This window comes from Variovorax sp. Root318D1, assembly GCF_001424835.1.
In the GTDB taxonomy this organism is placed as follows: Bacteria; Pseudomonadota; Gammaproteobacteria; order Burkholderiales; family Burkholderiaceae_C; genus Variovorax.
The window spans coordinates 80,995-99,807 of the sequence record NZ_LMCQ01000002.1 but is presented as its reverse complement, the minus strand read 5'-3'; the positions used below and the strand labels follow the sequence as shown (position 1 = coordinate 99,807).

General features: G+C 65.4%; 10 protein-coding genes. 1 reads left to right on the top strand and 9 read right to left on the bottom strand.

Going from position 1 to position 18,813, the window contains the following annotated elements; all coding sequences use genetic code 11:
• Window positions 1–5: 5 nt before the first annotated feature.
• Window positions 6–653, top strand: a complete 648-nt coding sequence (locus ASC78_RS03045; protein WP_055796192.1) for a GntR family transcriptional regulator — start codon at window positions 6–8, stop codon at window positions 651–653.
• Between the two features lie 31 nt (window positions 654–684).
• Here the strand turns inward: ASC78_RS03045 and ASC78_RS03040 are convergent, their stop codons facing one another.
• The 9 genes from ASC78_RS03040 to ASC78_RS27355 form a co-directional block, all read right to left on the bottom strand.
• Complete coding sequence (locus ASC78_RS03040; RefSeq protein ID WP_055796190.1) at window positions 685–1,470, bottom strand: IclR family transcriptional regulator; 786 nt, start codon at window positions 1,468–1,470, stop codon at window positions 685–687.
• 155 nt (window positions 1,471–1,625) lie between these two features.
• The gene (gene dusA, locus ASC78_RS03035; RefSeq protein WP_082517411.1) at window positions 1,626–2,666 is read right to left on the bottom strand and encodes a tRNA dihydrouridine(20/20a) synthase DusA; all 1,041 of its coding nucleotides are present in this window, start codon (window positions 2,664–2,666) and stop codon (window positions 1,626–1,628) included.
• 508 nt (window positions 2,667–3,174) lie between these two features.
• Window positions 3,175–3,534 (bottom strand): hypothetical protein, encoded by a 360-nt coding sequence (locus ASC78_RS03030; protein WP_162246081.1) that lies wholly within the window; start codon window positions 3,532–3,534, stop codon window positions 3,175–3,177.
• Between the two features lie 59 nt (window positions 3,535–3,593).
• Window positions 3,594–4,079, bottom strand: coding sequence for a hypothetical protein (locus ASC78_RS26895; RefSeq protein ID WP_082517410.1), 486 nt, complete (start codon window positions 4,077–4,079; stop codon window positions 3,594–3,596).
• A gap of 463 nt (window positions 4,080–4,542) precedes the next feature.
• Window positions 4,543–4,773 carry a hypothetical protein gene (locus tag ASC78_RS03025; protein ID WP_055796181.1) on the bottom strand — a complete coding sequence of 77 codons (231 nt, stop codon included), beginning with the start codon at window positions 4,771–4,773 and terminating at the stop codon, window positions 4,543–4,545.
• A gap of 124 nt (window positions 4,774–4,897) precedes the next feature.
• The gene (katG, locus tag ASC78_RS03020; protein ID WP_157634374.1) at window positions 4,898–7,072 is read right to left on the bottom strand and encodes a catalase/peroxidase HPI; all 2,175 of its coding nucleotides are present in this window, start codon (window positions 7,070–7,072) and stop codon (window positions 4,898–4,900) included.
• Window positions 7,073–7,286: 214 nt separating this feature from the next.
• The gene (locus ASC78_RS03015) at window positions 7,287–8,624 is read right to left on the bottom strand and encodes an HlyD family type I secretion periplasmic adaptor subunit (RefSeq protein WP_055796176.1); all 1,338 of its coding nucleotides are present in this window, start codon (window positions 8,622–8,624) and stop codon (window positions 7,287–7,289) included.
• Window positions 8,625–8,685: 61 nt separating this feature from the next.
• On the bottom strand, window positions 8,686–10,398 hold the full coding sequence (locus ASC78_RS03010; RefSeq protein WP_055796485.1) for a type I secretion system permease/ATPase: 1,713 nt from the start codon (window positions 10,396–10,398) through the stop codon (window positions 8,686–8,688).
• Between the two features lie 52 nt (window positions 10,399–10,450).
• Complete coding sequence (locus ASC78_RS27355) at window positions 10,451–18,802, bottom strand: VCBS domain-containing protein (RefSeq protein ID WP_055796173.1); 8,352 nt, start codon at window positions 18,800–18,802, stop codon at window positions 10,451–10,453.
• Between the last annotated feature and the right edge of the window lie 11 nt (window positions 18,803–18,813).

Genomic DNA, 18,813 nt, shown 5'->3' with positions numbered 1-18,813 from the left:
GCCCCATGTCCGCCCTCACCCTCACCCCGCGCGCCCTCTATGAAGAGGTGGCCGAGCTGCTGCGCCAGCGGATCTTCCGCCGCGAGCTAGAGCCGGGCAGCTGGATCGACGAACTCAAGCTGGCCGAGGAATACGGCATCAGCCGCACGCCGCTGCGCGAAGCCCTGAAGGTGCTGGCGGCCGAAGGGCTGGTGACGATGAAGGTGCGGCGCGGCGCCTACGTTACCGAAGTGTCTGAACAGGACCTGGCCGACGTGTACCACCTGCTCTCGCTGCTCGAGAGCGACGCGGCCGGCGTGGTGGCCGAGCGCGCCACCGACGCCCAGCGCGCCGAACTGAAGGCGCTGCACGCCGAACTGGAGGCCGCCGCCGCCCCGGGCAAGGAAAACCGAGAGCACTTCTTTGCGGTGAACGAGCGCTTCCACATGCGCCTCCTGGCCATTGCCAACAACAAGTGGCGCGACCAGATGGTGGCCGACCTGCGCAAGGTGATGAAGCTCAACCGCCACAATTCGCTGCTCAAGGAGGGGCGGATTGCCGAATCGCTGGCGGAGCACCGCGCAATGATGGCGGCGATCGAGTCGCGCGACGCCACGGCGGCAATGGCGCGCATGCGCGAGCATTTCAAGAACGGCCTGGAAGCCGCTGTATAGCCTCGCCCCAGGCTTCGCGCACTTCGTGGCGCTAATCGGGGTGAACGGATCCCGTTTCGGCCGAAATACGCCGGGCCACTTCGAGCAGGCGCGGAGCGACCTGCGTGAGCATCATTTCCTTGGGCAGCAGGTAGGCGGGGCCGCCGCAGCTCACGCCGTAGTGCTCGCCATGCGGCCCTTTCAGCGCGAAGCCGAGCGCGTGGATGTGCGGATGCCACTCGCCGAAGGAGCTGCAGTAGCCCAGGCGGATGTATTCGTCGATACCGGCCATCAGTCGCGGCTCGATGGATGGCCACTCTTCGCCGCTTTCCTCCCGGATCTGCTCCAGCAGCGTGGCCCGCTCGGCGGCGGGCAGCGCCGCGAGACAGGCCCGGCCGGCGGCCGAGGTGACGACGGTGAGGCGCGTGCCAATCTCCAGGCGCGAGCTGATCAGCGCCGAGCGCGGTCGCAGTGAATCGATGACCATCATCTCGAGCTCGACACGCACTGCGACATGGACGCTGGCGCCCGCAAACTCCGACAACTCCGCCAGGTGGGGCCTTGCCACCGAGCGCAAGTCGAACTGGCGAAGGTAGCGGCTGCTCATGTCGAGCAGGGCCGGGCCCAGGCTGAAGCGCTCGCTGTCCGTCGCCTGCCGCAGGTAGCCCGCGCTCACCAGCGTGGCGGTCAGGCGCGATACCGTCGCCTTGGGAATGCCGGTGCTGTCTGCCAGTTCGCGGTTGCTCACCGGGCCCGGCGCCGTCCCGATGACCTTGAGCAGGGCCAGCCCCCGGCCGAGCGCAGTGACTTCTTCCTTGCCCCCAACCGTGTCAGTCATGAATCGAAACCCCTATTTATTGGTGTTTCTTGATTCTTCAGCAGAAAAATTGAAAAGTTGCACCCCCCTGCAAATCATTATCATTTTGGAACACTTCGTGTTGCTGGACTGCGAAGTGTTGGGACGGGTTGCTCACCCAAGGCGGCATATACGCTCTAGGCAGCCTGCACCAAGGGCTCGTGCGCCAGCGCCATCACGTCGTGCGGCGGGAGTGCCTTGAGCCGATGGTCGCTCCAGACCTGGCGCCAGCGGCGCGCGCCCGGCAGCCCATTGCGCAAGCCCAGCATATGCCGCGCAATCGACGACCACTGCGTACCGTGCTCGGCCGCCTCGCGCACCATGTAGTCGCACATCAGCGACTCCACTTCTTCCCGGGTGAGCGGCTGCGGCGCGGCGCCGTAGAACTCGGCATCCCACTCGGCCAGCCACCAGGGGTTGTGATAAGCCTCCCGCCCGACCATGACGCCATCGAGCAGCCGCAGGTGTTCGTGAACCTGCGCAGTGGCCGAAATGCCGCCGTTGATCGAAAAGGCCAGGGCTGGAAAGTCGTGCTTCAGCCGGTGCACGAGCTCGTAGCGCAGCGGCGGAATCTCCCGGTTCTGCTTCGGGCTCAACCCCTGCAGCCAGGCATTGCGGGCGTGGACGATGAACGTGCCGCAGCCCGCTTCGCTCACCGCGCCGACAAAATCGCGTACGAAGTCGTAGCTTTCGATCTTGTCGATGCCGATGCGGTGCTTGACCGTGACCGGCAGGCTCGTCACGTCGACCATGGCCTTCACGCAGTCGGCCACCAGCGCCGGCTCCGCCATCAGGCAGGCGCCAAAAGCGCCGCGCTGCACGCGCTCGCTCGGGCAGCCGCAATTGAGGTTGATCTCGTCGTAGCCCCACTCTTCGCCCAGCTTCGCGCAGTGCGCCAGGTCGTCCGGTTCGCTGCCGCCCAGCTGCAGGGCCACAGGGTGCTCTTCGGCGTTGAAGCGAAGGTGACGGGGCACGTCGCCATGGATCAGCGCACCGGTGGTCACCATCTCGGTGTAGAGCAGCGCGTGGCGCGACAGCAGGCGGTGGAAGTACCGGCAATGGCGGTCGGTCCAGTCCATCATGGGCGCAACTGAGACGCGCATGGCCTCGGCAGCACGGGCGCTCCGAAGCAAATCGCTCTCAGGCCCAGCGTCTTTGGGGTTCTCGTTTGGTGTCATTCGATCTCGTCTAGCGCTGTTTTTCGGGTTCCGGCGGCACATTGCGTGCCACAAACCGGCACGTACCACCGAAAAAGCCCCCCACGGGCGCCGTCACGAAGCAAGCGCGCAGACGGAAGCGTAGCGCACATGGCTCACCTACATCGCGCGGCTCGCGGAGTATCCGCATCCCGCTGGCGATGCCGATGCCGATGCCGTCAAGGTGGCAGAGCGGGAGCGGGGCATTTGTCTCCCCGGAAAAAGGTGCGTACCGCTCATGCGCGCGTGCGGCGCAATTCCTACAGTGACTTCACGGCGAAACGCTTTGCTCCGAGACAGGCAAACAAGCGGCGCCGGTTGTCCACCTCACTGGAGAACGCACATGGAACGCAACCTGCTACCGGGAAATTTCTTCATGGTGTTCTTGTATTTGCTCGCGCTGCTTGCTGTGCGGTTCATCAGCTGAACCTGAAGCTGCCGATCCGGGCTGAAGAACGAGCTGCCGTTGGCGGTCAAGGCGCAGGCGTCCCTAACTCGCAATCAGGACGCGAACAAGAATGACGAGGAACCCAGCAGCAACGAGCGCGGTAACTGCCGTCGCCATGAGGTCGGGCGATCTTTCGTCCGCGTCTTGTCGTGTCGGCGCGGCGTCGGCGTGAGGTTTTGACGCTGCCATATCAACAGCGGTGCTGAACGGGTTGTAGAGCGCGCCGCCATGGCTGACCAAGCCAGACTCGTCGGCGCCGGCTGATTGTTCGATCCGATCGGCTTCGACGGAGGACGGCTTCTGAGCTTCGGCTGCGAACACCGGTGCACCCGCGGTTGCCGACAGGGCTGCCAGGCAAAGACCTGCAAGCGCTAGGCGCGCTCCACGTTGTCGATGCGCCACGACTGTGTCCTTGGTGTGGCCCCAGGCTTGCCCAGGGCCCTTTCGACGCGGCCTCTTGCTTAATTGGGACAAGAGCCTGGGATGCTCAAGAAGTTTCTGGAGAAGGTGCCAGTTGGCACAATCGAGACGCCGTTGGTCAGATCAGAGAGCAGCACGTCTGTGTATCTGACGCATGCCACTACGAGATCTTGACCACCTGGGCACGCAAAGTTGCCCTCGTCCGGAGGGCCGGCTTCCAAGGTCCCCCTGACTCGGCCGTTCTTGGTGGCTGAGAAAGTGTTGTCAGCACGCACGGCTCCCGAGACGGAGGTCTTGTTGCTGGCGCTCGGATTCTTTCCCCCGCGGTTGATGCACGCATACACCGCCGAGCCTTGAGCAGTAAGGCTTTCAACCACTGTTGCATTCGCCACTCCGGCTTCATCAAAACTGACCACCAGCGCCCCATTCGAATTGACGGATGCATCGGCACTGAAAAAGTGTGCCCCGGCGAGCGCCTGCCCGGCTCCAAACGTCAGCACTGCCGCTATGAGTAATGACTTTTTCATATTAGGCTTTCCAAGTTAGATTGAATAATCATCTGTTCTTGGGTGCGTCTCGGTGCTGGCGATCAGGTCAACGTCGCGGCGTCCGGAGAACGCAGGCATGCTGAACTTAATAATTAAGTTTGACACCAAGCCGGATAGGCGCCAGCGGAACTTACTTATCTCCGTGGCAACACGCAACAGGTTCCGACGTCATTTCCTCGCGCGCGCAATCTCAGTGCCTTGCGAGACGGGTGCCGCGTGGCTGTACCGCCCTCCACGGCTTCAACAGGAAGCATTGCAACTCAATACTCGTTGGCGCCAGCAGTCGGAACGCGGTGCATGCTGGACCCTCCCAGGGCCAGTTGCACGCGTTGTAGCTGGTTACGACAGTTTCGTCGTGTCCGTTAAGAACGGACGCCTTCCATGGGACGAATGTGCTGGCGCTTTCTGCGCCGGTTGAAGGGCGCTCCGGCTCAGACGCTCCCTAGATCAAAGCCCTTAGTCGGCGCTGTGCGCGGTCGAGTCCGACGACCAGGCGGTTCTCGATACTTTCCGCCTCCGTGATTCGCTCATCGAACCATGCTGCATCCGCGCATCCGGCTTGGGACATCTTCTGCATCATGACGCCGATGAGGGCGTTTTGATCCGAGATCAATCCATCCCAGAGGTCAACATCCGCCTGGGCGCCTTGTATTTCTACGTAGCTGGCCGTCATCGTTGTCTCCTGCGCTTGTCTCCTGCGCTTGTCTGCATAGGCGTAGCGGCGCCAAATTGCGCCGCCCTCGCAACGGCGACTGCTTCCAGCTACTACATCGAATCGGCAACCGCGAGGATTGTCTCTAGCCCATGTTGAAGCGGCCAAGGTTCATTACCTTGGTCCACGCCGCGATGAAGTCCTTAACGAACTTCTCCTCTGCGTCCGAGCTGCCGTAGACCTCGGCCAGAGCGCGCAGCACTGAATTGGAGCCGATGGCCAGGTCCACGCGCGTGGCACTGCCCTTGCGCTGGCTCGACTTTCGGTCAACTCCCTCGTACAGGTTGTTCTCGCCGGGCACGGCCTTCCAGGTCGTGTTCAGGTCGAGCAGGCGCACGAAGAACTCGTTGGTCAACGTGTGCTCCTTCTGGCTGAAGATGCCGTGCTTGGTGGCACCGACGTTGGCGCCCAGCGCGCGCATGCCGCCCACCAGCACCGTCATCTCGGGCGCCGTCAGCGTCAGCAGTTGGGCCTTGTCCACCAGCAGCGCGTCCGCGGGAACCGCGTAGTCCTTCTTCAGGTAGTTGCGGAAGCCGTCGGCCACGGGCTCCAGCACCTTCATGGCTTCCACGTCGGTCTGCGCCTGCGACGCATCCATACGGCCGGGGGTGAAGGGCACCGTGACGCTATGACCGGCGTTCTTGGCGCCCTGCTCGACGCCGGCGCAGCCAGCCAGCACGATCAGGTCGGCCATCGAGACCTTCTTGCCGCCGGATTGCGCCTTGTTGAACTCGCCCTGGATGCCTTCCAGCGTCTGGAGCACCTTGGCCAGCTTGGCCGGCTCGTTGACTTCCCAGTCCTTCTGTGGCGCCAGGCGAATGCGGCCGCCGTCGGTGCCGCCGCGCATGTCGGAGCCGCGGAAGGTGGCTGCCGAGGCCCAGGCCGTCAGCACCAGGTCGGACACCGAGAGGCCCGAGGCCAGGATCTTGGCCTTGAGCGCCGTGACATCCTTGTCGTCGATGAGGGGATGGTCGACCTTCGGAATCGGGTCTTGCCAGATCAGCTCTTCGGCGGGCACTTCCGGGCCCAGGTAGCGCGAGCGCGGACCCATGTCGCGATGCGTCAGCTTGAACCAGGCGCGCGCAAACGCGTCGGCGAACTGCTCGGGGTGCTCGAGGAAGCGCCGGGAGATCTTTTCGTAGGCCGGGTCGAAGCGCAGCGAGAGGTCGGTGGTCAGCATGGTCGGCAGGCGCGTCTTCGACTTGTCGTGTGCATCCGGAATGTCCGCCGCAGCGCCCTTGGCCTGCCACTGTCCCGCACCGGCCGGGCTCTTGACGGCTTCCCATTCGAACTTGAACAGGTTCTCGAAGAAGTGGTTGCTCCACTTCGTCGGCGTTTGCGTCCAGGTGACTTCCAGTCCGCTGCCGATGGCGTCGCCGGCGATGCCGCTGGCATGGGTGCTCTTCCAGCCCATGCCCATTTCTTCCAGATCATTTGCTTCAGGCGCCGAGCCGACGAGCTCCGCCGGACCTGCGCCGTGGGTCTTGCCAAAGGTGTGGCCGCCAGCGATCAGGGCGACGGTTTCCTCGTCGTTCATCGCCATGCGGGCGAACGTCTCGCGTATGTCCCGAGCCGCCGAGACCGGGTCGCCGTTGGCGTTCGGACCTTCGGGATTGACGTAGATCAAGCCCATCTGCACGGCGCCAAGAGGGTTCTCCAGCTCACGGTCGCCGGTGTACCTCTTGTCTTCGAGCCAGGTGGTCTCGTTGCCCCAGTAGACGTCCTGATCGGGTTCCCACGTGTCCGGGCGGCCGCCGCCGAAGCCGAAGGTCTTGAAGCCCATGGATTCCAGGGCCACGTTGCCGGTCAGGATCATCAGGTCAGCCCACGAGATCTTGCGGCCGTACTTCTGTTTGATCGGCCACAACAGGCGCCGGGCCTTGTCGAGGTTGACGTTGTCGGGCCAGCTGTTGAGCGGCGCAAAGCGTTGCTGGCCCCGACCGCCGCCGCCACGACCGTCGCCGGTACGGTAGGTGCCGGCGCTGTGCCAGGCCATGCGAATGAACAGCGGCCCGTAGTGCCCGAAGTCCGCCGGCCACCAGTCCTGCGAGTCGGTCATCAGCGCACGCAGATCGTTCTTCAACGACTCGTAGTCGAGGCTCTTGAACTCCTTTGCGTAGTCGAAGTCCTTGCCCATCGGGTCGGATTTGGAGGAGTGTTGGTGGAGCAGGTCCACCCGCAACTGATTGGGCCACCAGTCACGATTGACAGGGCCGCGGCCGACCGCATGGTGGACGGGGCACTTGGCTTCCGCTTGTATCTGGCTCATGGGGCGTCTCCAACTTTGAATGAGATCTGCGATTCTGGATGTTGCACGCACGAATAGGCAAAGGCTTTGCCTATGACGGCCATAGGGCATTGCCACGCTGACGGACCGTGGCCGCAACAAGGCAGGCGGGGCAAGCTGATGAATGATCCGCTCGATGGCGGCGCAGTGCAAGCCGCGGTCAGTCAGTCGGCACCGGCACGGCGCCTCAACGCTCGCGCGCGGCGCGGCGCAGCACTTGGGTGACCGGCTCCAACAGGTACTGGAGTGCGGTGCGCTCGTCCCCCTGCAGGTAGATCTCGGCCGGCATGCCGGCCAGCAGCTTCAGGTCACCCGCCGTCGCGAGCGAAGCCGCATCGGCCTCGACCAGCACCGAGTAGTAGGGAGCGCCGGTCGCACGGTCGATCAGGCGGTCGCCCGACACATAGACCACCTTGCCATGCACCAGCTGCGTGGTGCGGTATTTGAATGCCGTGAAGCGGATCTCGGCCGGCTGACCGCGCTGGATGCGGCCGATGTCTTCGGGCCGGACGCGAGCATCGGTGACCAGGCGGGTGTCGTCGGGCACGACGTCGGCAATGGTCTCGCGAGGCGGGATCACCGCGCCGGGCGTCGAATACTTCAGATCGATGATCTCGCCGCTGGCCGGCGCAGTGATCACCTGCCGCGCCGAGGCATCGGTCGACTTGCGCCGCTCCTGCTCGATTTCCGCCAGCCGGGCCGCCGTGACCTTGAGCTGATCGCTCGCCTGCTGGCGGTACTCGCTCTCCAGCGAACGGATGCGCAGATCGGCATCGACCGTGCGCTGCTCGGCGCGCGCGAGCTCCGCGCGCCGCTCCTCGATCTTCACGCCGTAGTCGGCCACGGTGCCTTCGAACTGCGCGATGCGTGCGGCCGAGACGAAGCCGTCCTTGAGCAGCTTGCGGTTGGTCTCCAGATCGCTCTTCTGGAATTTCATTGACTCGTTCGCCTGCGTGATCTGGGCGCGCAGCGCAACAATTTCCTCGGCCACCTTCTCGCGTTGCGAACGCAAGAGGCGCACCTGCCCCACCAGCGCATCGCGCCGCGCCTCGAACAATGCGCGCTCCTTGTCCAGCTGCGCAGCCAGGCGCGGGTCGGTCGCTGCGGTCTCGACCACGTCGGGCGGGAAGGTGACCGCACGCGCCATGGTCTGCTCCGCATCGAGCCGCGCGAGGCTTGCACGCTCGGTCTTGACGCGGTGGTCCAGCCGGTTCCTGTCGGCATCGACCGAGACGTCGCCCAGCACCAGCAAGGGCTCCCCTTGCCGCACATGCTGGCCGTCGCGCACCAGGACCTCGCGCACGATGCCGCCTTCGGCATGCTGCACCGGGCGCCGGTTCAGGTCCACCTTCACATGGGCCTGCGCCACCACGGCGGACGACAGCGGCGCGAAGCTCAGCCAGGCGCCGGCCGGCAGCAGCCCGCAGAGCAACACGGCCAGGCCCCAGTGCGCTAGGCGACGCGCTTCGCCTACATGGAGCGCCAGAGGGTCGTTGGCCGCGATCGCAAGTGCCGAATGATTCATCGGACAACCTCCGTGCTGCGCACTGCGGTGCGAGCTTGCTTGGGGCGGCCCGGCGCGGCGCTCATGACACCTTCTCCGAAGCGCGCGCCGGCATCATCACCACCTGGGCGCCGCCCGGGTTCTGGCCCGGACGCCTGATCGCCTGCATCACTTCCGCCACCGGCCCATACTGCTTGACGCGGCCGGCCTCCAGCACCATCAGCTTGTCCATGTGCTGCACCAGCGCGCTGCGGTGCGTGACGACGATCACCGTGACCTGGCCGCGCAGCGCCTTCAAGGCCTCGCCCAGCGCCAGTTCGCCCGCCCCGTCCAGGTTGGAATTGGGCTCGTCCAGCACCAGCAGCTTCGGGTCGCCATAGAGAGCGCGTGCCAGCGCAATGCGCTGACGCTGGCCCGGCGACAGCATCACGCCCATGTTGTCGACGACGGTGTCGTAGCCCTCTGGCAGCGTCAGGATCAGCGCATGCACGCCGGCACGCTGCGCCGCCTGCACCACCTTGTCCGGATCGACATCGCCCAGCCGCGCGATGTTGTCGGCAACGGTGCCGGCGAACAGCTCCACATCCTGCGGCACATAGCCGAGCCAGGGGCCGAGTTCTTCGCGCGGCCATTGCGCGATGTCGACATCGTCCAGCCGCACGACACCTGCATGGGGTCTCCACAGGCCAGTCAGCAGGCGCACCAGCGTCGACTTGCCAGCACCGCTGGCGCCGGTAATGGCCAGGGACTCGCCGGGCTCCAGGCTCAGCGACACGCCGGCGAGAATCATCCGCTCGCCCTGCGAAGGCCGGAACACAAGGCCTTCCGCGTGCAGGCGGCCCTTCGGCGCCGGCAGCGACATGCGTTGCGGCTGGCGCTCGGCAGCGCCCAGCACCTCGGACAGGCGCGCGAAGGCCAGGCGCCCCTCGGCCAGCACACGCCAGCTACCCACCACCTGTTCGACCGGCGCCAGCGCCCGGCCGAGCAGGATGGTGCAGGCCACCAGGATGCCCGGCGTGCCTTCGCCCGCGATGACGAGGTAGGCGCCCAGTGCCTGCAACAGCACCTGCACCGCCTGGCGCGTGGTGCGCGTGAGCGCAGCCATCGCCACCGACTTGCGCGCGGTCGGGCCTTGCAGCGCGGAGACACCGGCGTTGAGAGTCCGCCAGCGCCCGATCACCGCGTCCCCCATTCCGAGCGACTGCGCCAGCTCCGCGTTCTGCATCGACGATTCAAGGTAGCGCGTGGCCCTGGCAGCTTCCTTCTGAAGCGCTTCGATATCGCGGCGCGTGAGGCGATCGTTCACCACGGCAAGGACGAGCATCAGCAACGACGCGGCGGCCGCGGCCATGCCCAGCATCGGATGCGCCAGCCAGATCACCGCGACATAGACGAACGCCCATGGCACATCGAACAGGGCCAGCAGCCCCTGGGAGGAAAACAGGTTGCGCAGCGCCGCGACGTCGCGCAAGCCTTCGCAGGGCGCGCGCTCGGCACGGCGCGCCGTGTGGCCCAGCATGACCTTGGCCACCACAGGAGACAGCTGATCGGCGATCAGGTTGCCCGCGACGCCCTGCAGCCGGCTGCGCAGGTAGTCCAGCATCAGCATCAGGCCGAGCGCCACGCCGACGCCCAGCAACAGCACCAGCAGCGTCTCCCGACTTTGACTCGTCAGCACCCGGTCGAAAACCTGCAGCATGAAGAGCGCGGGCGCCAACAGCAGCAGATTCACGAAGAACGAGAAGCCGCCGACAAAGAGAAGCGGTCGCTTGAGAAGCTGGAGAAGAGGCTTCATGTCGATGTCTCTCATGTGCTGCCACCCGCATCCGCGGGCGGCTGGCGCAAGGTCACTGGCCGACCTTGATGTCGTTGCTGTCGAACGTGTCGGCCGGATTGCTCAGTGTCAGCGTCGCCACCAGCGTGCGGTTGGCGGCGCTCAGGCCGTCGGCGTCGTAATACAGGTTGCCGGTCGCGCTGTCGTAGATCACATGCACGCCCGCGCCCACCGTGTCTCCCGCACCGCCGCCGTCCGAGGATGCGAATTCGGCCGCCGACAGCGTGCTTCCGCTTGCGGTCGAAAGGGCCGTGAACGTGCCGAGCGACAGCTCGACCAGGTCACCGCTCCCCACCGACCCCGAGGCATCGAAGTCGGTGACCGAGTCCACCGCGTTGGGTGCCGAATCGAAGACGAAGGTGTCGTTGTCCGTGCCGCCGGTGAGTATGTCGGCGCCGGTCCCGCCCGCGATGCGGTCGTCGCCTGCCAAGCCGCTGATCACATCGTTGCCGCCGCCGCCGCGCAACTGATCGTTCGACGCCGAGCCGGTGATCGTGTCGGCGAAGGCCGTGCCGATGACGCCCTCGAAGTTTTTGTAGCTGTCGGTGCCTAGCCCGGCGGCGCTGGCATTGAAGCTTGTCGTGCTGCTGCTTTGCGTCAGCGTGAACGTGAGGCCAGCGGTGCCGTCGGAGAAGTCGAGCAGGTCACCGGCGCCCCCCGCTCCGTCGAGCGTGTCATTGCCGCCGCCGCCGCGGAGGATGTCGTTCGAGGCGCTGCCGGTGAGAGTGTCGGCGACGGCCGTGCCGATGACGCCCTCGATGTTTCTGTAGGTATCGTTCCCGAGCGAACCAGGACCGTTGAAGACGGTATTGCCGCTGGACTGCGTCAGCGTGAAGGTAATGCCGGCGCCGACCGTCGGTTCCGAGAAATCAATCAGATCCTCCGTGCCGGCCCCGCCGTTGATATCGTCATTGCCGGCACCTCCACGCAGCACGTCGTTCCCGGCGCCACCGTCGAGGTCGTCATTGTTGTCGCCGCCAATCAGCAGATCCGATCCCGCGTTGCCGTTCAGGTCATCGTTGCCGCCGCTGCCGACGAGAACCGATTGGAACGCACCGTCGCTCAAGGTATCACCCCCCGCCTTGCCGTCGATGTAGGAGCCTTGGTAGTTCGCAACACCCGTGAGATCGACGTTGTTCGCGCCCGAAGTCGTGTCCAGCACGTTCAGCGTGATGGCGCCAGTCGTAGTTCCACCGGCGCCATCGCTGAGCGTGTAGCTGAGCGTGACGACGGTCGGGCTGGCGACGGTCCCGCCGGTCGCCCCGGTCGTGAACGAGAAGGTCCCGTTGGGGTTGATGGTGACAGGGCTGGCCAGCGTTCCCGCGACGACGCTGATTGCCGTCACGCTGAGCGCGGCGCCGTCGATGTCCGTGTCGTTGGCGAGCAGCACGCTGGTCGGCAGTGTCACGAGGGTGCTGTTCGACACGTAGAGCACGTCGCTGGCCGGGACCGGGTTGTCGTCGATGGCCGTCACGGTGATGTTGGCGGTGTCGGTCGCGCTCGAAAACGCGGAGTTGTTCCCGTTCGTGACGGTGCTCACCGTGGTGCCCGACGTGCCGCTCGTCTGATCCCAGGCGCGGAAGGTGATGCCATCGCTGATTGTCCCGCTGAAGTTCGAATTCGCCTGGAAGTAGACACGCGTATTCGCGTCTGCGGCCAGCAGCAGTGCTGACGCGTCCGACACCGCACCCACCGCCGCCCAGTTGGCGCCGCCGTTGGTCGAATACCACCAGCTTCCGTTGGCGGCATTCACGCCCGTCAACGCGATGCCGGTGACGGCGCCGTTGTCAGCATCGCTCACATTGTCGAGCCCGCCGGCCGGCGGATTCAGATTCACCAGGCTCGATACGAGCGTCCCGACGGCCCCGACCGGTCCGCCTGCATCCTCGTTGACCGATGCCAGAACAGGTGTCGCGGCAGCACTCAGCACGGGTGCATCGTTGGTGCCGGCGATGGTCACGGTCACCACCTGGCTGGCGGTCCCATCGGACGAGACCGCAGTGAAGCTGTCGCTGATCGATTGCCCTGCGGCCAGCTGTTGGATCGCCGTCTGGCCATTGTTGGCCGTGTAGGTCCAGTTGCCATTGGTCGCCAGCGCGAAGCTGCCGTAGCCGTTGCTACCGGCGGCGCCGGCCTGGGCTGTGAAGCTGGACTCTCCGGCATCGACATCGGCGATCGTCAGCGCGCCGCTGGTGCTCAGGTTCGGGGTCGAGGCGTCTTCGCTCACCGCGCCAGTGGCAACGCCGCCAATCACTGCAACGTCGTTGGTGCCAGTGATCGTCACCGTCACAAGCTGGCTGGCCGCTCCATCGGAAGAGACTGCAATGAAGCTGTCGCTAATCGATTGACCCGCGCCCAGCTGCTGGATTGCCGCCTGGCTGTTGTTGGCCGTGTAGGTCCAGTTGCCGTCGGCTGCCAGCGTGAAGCTGCCATAGCCGCTGCTGCCAGTGGTGGCGACCTGGGCTGTGAAGCTGGACTGGCCGGCATCGACATCGGCGATCGTCAGTGCACCGCTGGCCGCGAGGCTGCCACCGGACACCGCAATGTCTTCTTGGACCGCGCCGCTGGCCACACCAGCAATCACCGGCACGTCATTGGTTCCGGTGATCGTCACCGTCACCACTTGGCTGGCCGTGCCGTCGGACGAGACCGCAGTGAAGCTGTCGCTGATCGATTGACCTGCGGCCAGCTGCTGGATCGCTGCCTGGCTGTTGTTGGCGGTGTAGGTCCAGTTGCCACCGGCCAGCAAGTTGAAGCTGCCGTAGCCATTGCTGCCCACAGTGCTCGCTTGAGGCGTGAAGTTCGACTGGCCCGCATCAACATCGGCGATCGTCAGCGCACCACTGGTGCTCAGGTTCGGGGTCGAGGTATCCTCGTTCACCGCACCGGCGGCGACGCCACCGATCACGGGGACGTCGTTGGTCCCGGTGATGGTCACGATCACCACCTGGCTGGCGGTGCCGTCCAACGACACCGCGGTGAAACTGTCGTTGATCGATTGACCCGTACCCAGCTGTTGGATCGCCGCCTGGCTGTTGTCCGCCGTGTAGGTCCAGCTGCCGTCGGCCGCGAGCGTGAAGCTACCGTAGCCATTGCTGCCGGCGGTGCCAGCCTGGGCTGTGAAGCTGGACTGGCCCGCATCCATATCGGCGATCGTCAACGCACCACCGGTGCTCAGGTTCGGCGTGGAGTCATCCTCGCTCGTCGCGCCGCTCGCGACGCCGCCAATCACCGGCACGTCGTTGGTGCCGGTGATGGTCACCGTCACCACCTGGCTGGCTGTCCCGTCGGACGACACAGCGGTGAAGCTGTCGCTGAGCGACTCCCCGGCACCCAGCCGCTGGATCGCGCTTTGGCTGTTGTCGGCCGTGTAGCTCCAGTTCCCGTCGGCTGCCAGCGTGAAGCTGCCGTAGCCATTGCTCCCAGCGGTGCCGGCCTGGAGGGCGAAGTTGGACTGACCGGCATCAACGTCGGCAATCGTCAGCACACCGCTGGTTGCAAGGTTGCCAGCAGCCACTGCAAGATCTTCTTGCACCGCACCGATGGCCACGCCACCGATCACGGGCACATCGTTGGTCCCGGTGATGGTCACGGTCACGAGTTGGCTGGCCGTTCCATCAGACGAGACTGCAGTAAAGCTGTCGCTGATCGATTGACCCGCACCAAGCTGCTGGATCGCCGCTTGGCTGTTGTCAGCCGTGTAGCTCCAGCTGCCGTCGGCCGTCAGCGTGAAGTTGCCGTAGCCATTACCGCCGGCAGTGCTCTCTTGAGGCGCAAAGCTCGACTGGCCTGCATCCACATCGGCAATCGTCAGCGCGCCACTGGTGCTCAGGTTCGGGGTCGAGGCATCCTCGCTCAGCGCGCCGCTGGTGACGCCACCGATCACGGGAACGTCGTTGGTCCCGGTGATCGTCACCGTCACCACCTGGCTGGCCGTACCGTCGGACGAGACTGCAGTAAAGCTGTCGCTGATCGATTGACCCGCACCAAGCTGCTGGATCGCGCTTTGGCTGTTGTCGGCCGTGTAGGTCCAAGTGCCGTCGGCTGCCAGCGTGAAACTGCCGTAGCCGCTGCTGCCGGTTGTGCCGCCCTGGGCGGCAAAGCTGGACTGTCCTGCATCGACATCGGCAATCGTCAACACACCGCTTATGCTCAGGTTCGGGGTCGAGGCATCCTCGGTCACCGCGCCGCTGGCTACGCCACCAATCACCGGAACGTCGTTGGTCCCCGTGATGGTCACGGTCACCACCTGGCTGGCTGTCCCGTCGGACGAGACCGCAGTAAAGCTATCGCTGATCGACTGGCCGGCGCCCAGCTGTTGGATCGCCCCCTGGCCGTTGTTGGCGATGTAGGTCCAGCTGCCATCGGCCGCCAGCGTGAAGCTGCCGTAGCCATTGCTGCCGGCAGTGCTCGCTTGAGGCGCGAAGTTCGACTGGCCCTGGTCGACATCGGCAATCGTCAGCGCACCGCCGGTGCTCAGGTTCGGTGTCGAGGCATCCTCGCTCAGCCCGCCGGTGGCGACGCCGCCGATCACCGGAACATCGTTGGTGCCAGTGATCGTCACTGTCACGAGCTGGCTGGCCGTACCGTCGGACGAGACCGCAGTGAAACTCTCGCTGATCGATTGGCCTGCGCCCAGCTGTTGGATCGCCGCCTGGCCATTGTTGGCCGCGTAGCTCCAGCTGCCGTCGGCCGCCAGCGTGAAGCTGCCGTAGCCGTTAGTGCCGCCGGCGTCCGCCTGTGGGGCGAAGTTCGACTGGCCTACATCCACATCGGCGATCGTCAGCGCACCGCCGGTGCTCAGGTTCGGCGTCGAGTCATCCTCGTTCACCGCACCGCTGGCGACCCCGCCGATCACCGGCACGTCATTGGTGCCAGTTATCGTCACCGTCACAAGCTGGTTGGCCGTGCCGTCGGAGGACACGGCGGTGAAACTGTCGCTGATCGATTGACCCGCGGCCAGTTGCTGGATCGCGCTCTGGCTGTTGTCTGCGGTGTAGGTCCAAGTGCCGTCGGCTGCCAATGTGAAGCTGCCGTAGCCGCTGCTGCCAGCGGTGCTCGCTTGGGGCGCGAAGTTCGACTGGCCCTGGTCGACATCAGCGATCGTCAGCGCGCCGCTAGCCGCGAGGCTGCCACCGGACACCGCAACGTCTTCTTGCGCCGCGCCGCTGGCGACGCCGCCGATGACCGGCACATCATTGGTCCCGGTAATCGTAACGGTCACCACCTGGCTGGCCGTCCCATCGGAGGACACTGCGGTGAAGCTGTCGTTGATCGACTCGCCGACGCCCAGCTGCTGGATAGCCGCTTGGCTGTTGTCAGCCGTGTAGATCCAACTGCCATTGGCCGCCAGCGCGAAGCTGCCATAACCGTTGCTGCCGGCGGTGCTCGCTTGAGGCGCGAAGTTCGACTGGCCCGCATCGACATCGGCGATCGTCAATGCACCGCCGGTGCTCAGGTTCGGCGTCGAGTCATCCTCGCTCAGCGCGCCGCTGGTGGCGCCACCGATCACCGGCACGTCGTTGGTCCCGGTGATGGTCACCGTCACCACCTGGCTGGCCGTACCGTCGGATGACACTGCCGTGAAGCTGTCGCTGATCGACTCGCCGGCGCCCAGTTGCTGGATCGCGCTTTGGCTGTTGTTGGCCGTGTAGGTCCAGTTGCCATTGGCCGCCAGCGCGAAGCTGCCGTAGCCGTTGCCGCCGGTGGTGCTTGCTTGAGGCGCGAAGTTCGACTGGCCCGCATCGACATCGGCAATCGTCAGCGCGCCACTGGTGCTCAGGTTCGGGGTCGAGGCATCCTCGCTCGTCGCGCCGGTGGCGACGCCGCCGATCACTGGCACGTCGTTGGTCCCGGTGATCGTCACCGTCACCACTTGGCTGGCAGTCCCGTCAAACGAGACTGCAGTAAAGCTGTCGCTGATCGATTGACCCACACCGAGCTGCTGGATCGCGATTTGGCTGTTGTCGGCCGTGTAGGCCCAAGTGCCGTCGGCTGCCAGCGTGAAACTGCCGTAGCCGCTGCTGCCGGTTGTGCCACCCTGGGCTGTAAAGCTGGACTGCCCTGCATCGACATCGGCAATCGTCAATGCGCCGCCGGTGCTCAGGTTCGGTGCGGAGCCATCCTCGTTCACTGCGCCGCTCGCGACGCCGCCAATCACAGGCACGTCGTTTGTGCCTGTGATGGTCACCGTGACCACTTGGCTGGCTGTACCGTCGGAGGACACCGCGGTGAAGCTGTCGCTGAGCGACTGGCCGGCGCCCAGCTGTTGGATCGTCGCCTGACCATTGTTGGCCGCGTAGGTCCAGCTGCCATCGGCCGCCAGCGTGAAACTGCCGTAGCCACCGCTGCCGGCTGTGCTCGCCTGGGGGGCGAAGGTTGACTGGCCCGCATCTACATCAGCGATCGTCAATGCCCCGCTGGTGCTCAGATTCGGGGTCGAGGCATCTTCGCTGACCGCGCCGCTCGCGACGCCGCCAATCACCGGAACGTCGTTGGTCCCCGTGATGGTCACGGTCACCACCTGGCTGGCTGTCCCGTCGGACGAGACTGCAGTGAAGCTGTCGGTGATCGACTGACCGGCGCCCAGCTGTTGGATCGCCCCCTGGCCGTTGTTGGCGATGTAGGTCCAGCTTCCATCGGCCGCCAGCGTGAAGCTGCCATAGCCATTGCTGCCGGCAGTGCTCGCTTGAGGTGTGAAGTTCGACTGGCCCTGGTCGACATCAGCAATCGTCAGCGCACCGCTGGTGCTCAGGTTCGGCGACGAGCCATCCTCGCTGACCGCACCGCTGGCGACGCCACCGATCACCGGCACGTCGTTGGTCCCGGTCACCGTCACGGTGACCTGCTGCTGGGCCGTGCCTCCATGGCCATCGTCGATGCTGACGGTGAAGGTCTCCGTTGCAGTCTGGCCCAAGCCCAGATACTGCGTGGCCGCGTTGGCGACGCTGTAAGTCCAGCTCACCGTGCCGTCGCCCGCGCCCGTGGCTGCGTCGCTGAAGTCGGCCGTCAAGACTCCGCCCAACGTGTTGCCTGCACCGGCCGCCACGTTGACGCTGTGGACATCGCTCAGGTCTACGTCGTCGAAGGTGATCGTGCCGCTGTCGCTCAGGGTGGGCGCCGTTGCGTCCTCGGTCACCGCTGCAGCCGCATCGGCCGCGCCGATCGTCGGCACGTCGTTGGTGCCGGTGATGGTCACATCGATCTGCCGGTTGACGGTGCCGCCGTGCTGGTCGTCCAGCGCGAGGGTGAAGCTCTCGACCCGGGTCTCGCCCGCGGCCAGGTACTCGATCGCCGTGGCGTCCACGGTGTAGGTCCAGGTGAGTTGCCCCCCGGTGCCGATCCCCGTGGTGTCGCTGTTCTTGACCGCCGTCAGGCTGCCCAGCACGCTGCCGACCGGCGTGCCGGTGGCGCTCACCAGGTGCACATCGCTCAGGTCCAGGTCGCTGAAGCCGACGACGCCGCTGTCGCTCAGCGTTCCCGCCGGCGCGACCTGCTCGCTCACCATACCCGCCAGGTCCTGGGCCGTGATGACCGGACCATCGTTGGCGCCGGTGATGGTGACGGTCACCGTGGCCAGTCCCGTCCCGCCATCGGCGTCGGTCACCTGATAGGTGAAGGTGTCGGTTGCGGTCTCGCCCGCGGCCAGGTGCTGAAAATCAGCTGCATGGGGTTGGTACTGGAAGTACCAGGTCGACGGGTCGCCCATCGCCGGCTGAACGAGTGTCGCCGTCCCGTGGGCCGGCGCCGAAGCCAGCGCCAAGCTCTTGACCAGGTCGGGGACCAGATCGTTCTGCAGCACATGGATCTGGATCCCCGGGCCGTCTTCGGTCGTCGTGGCCGCATCGCCCAGTGCCGCCGCCGCCTCGTTGGCCGGATTCATCGCGACCCCGTCCACAAGGACTGTGAGGGTTTCGGACATCTGGACGGTCAGCGTGGACGACCCGAAGGTGAAAACGAAATCGCTGGCCGAGCCGTTGGAAACCTCGCTGGTCTTCGCATTGGTCACCGCTGCAAGATGGGCCAGATAGGCGGCGACCTGCGTCTGAGTGGCAGACTCCAGCCACTGGGCGCGCGTGAATTGAAGTTGCAGCGTATCGACGCCCGCCCCGCCCGTATAGACGTCCTTGGTTCCAGCCGCGATGTTTTCGCTGACGTTGTAGATCAGGGTGTCGCTCCCCGATCCCCCGTTGAGCTGGTCACTTCCGCTGCCGCCATCGAGCGTGTCGCTTCCCGCGCCACCATTCAGCGAATCGTTCCCGGCTCCACCGCTGACGGTGTCGTCCCCGTTGCCGCTGTTGATGGTGTCGCTTCCGGCCGTGCCGGTGAGAAGGTCGCTGCCGTTGGAGCCGGTAATCGTGGTCATGTGCTTCCTTG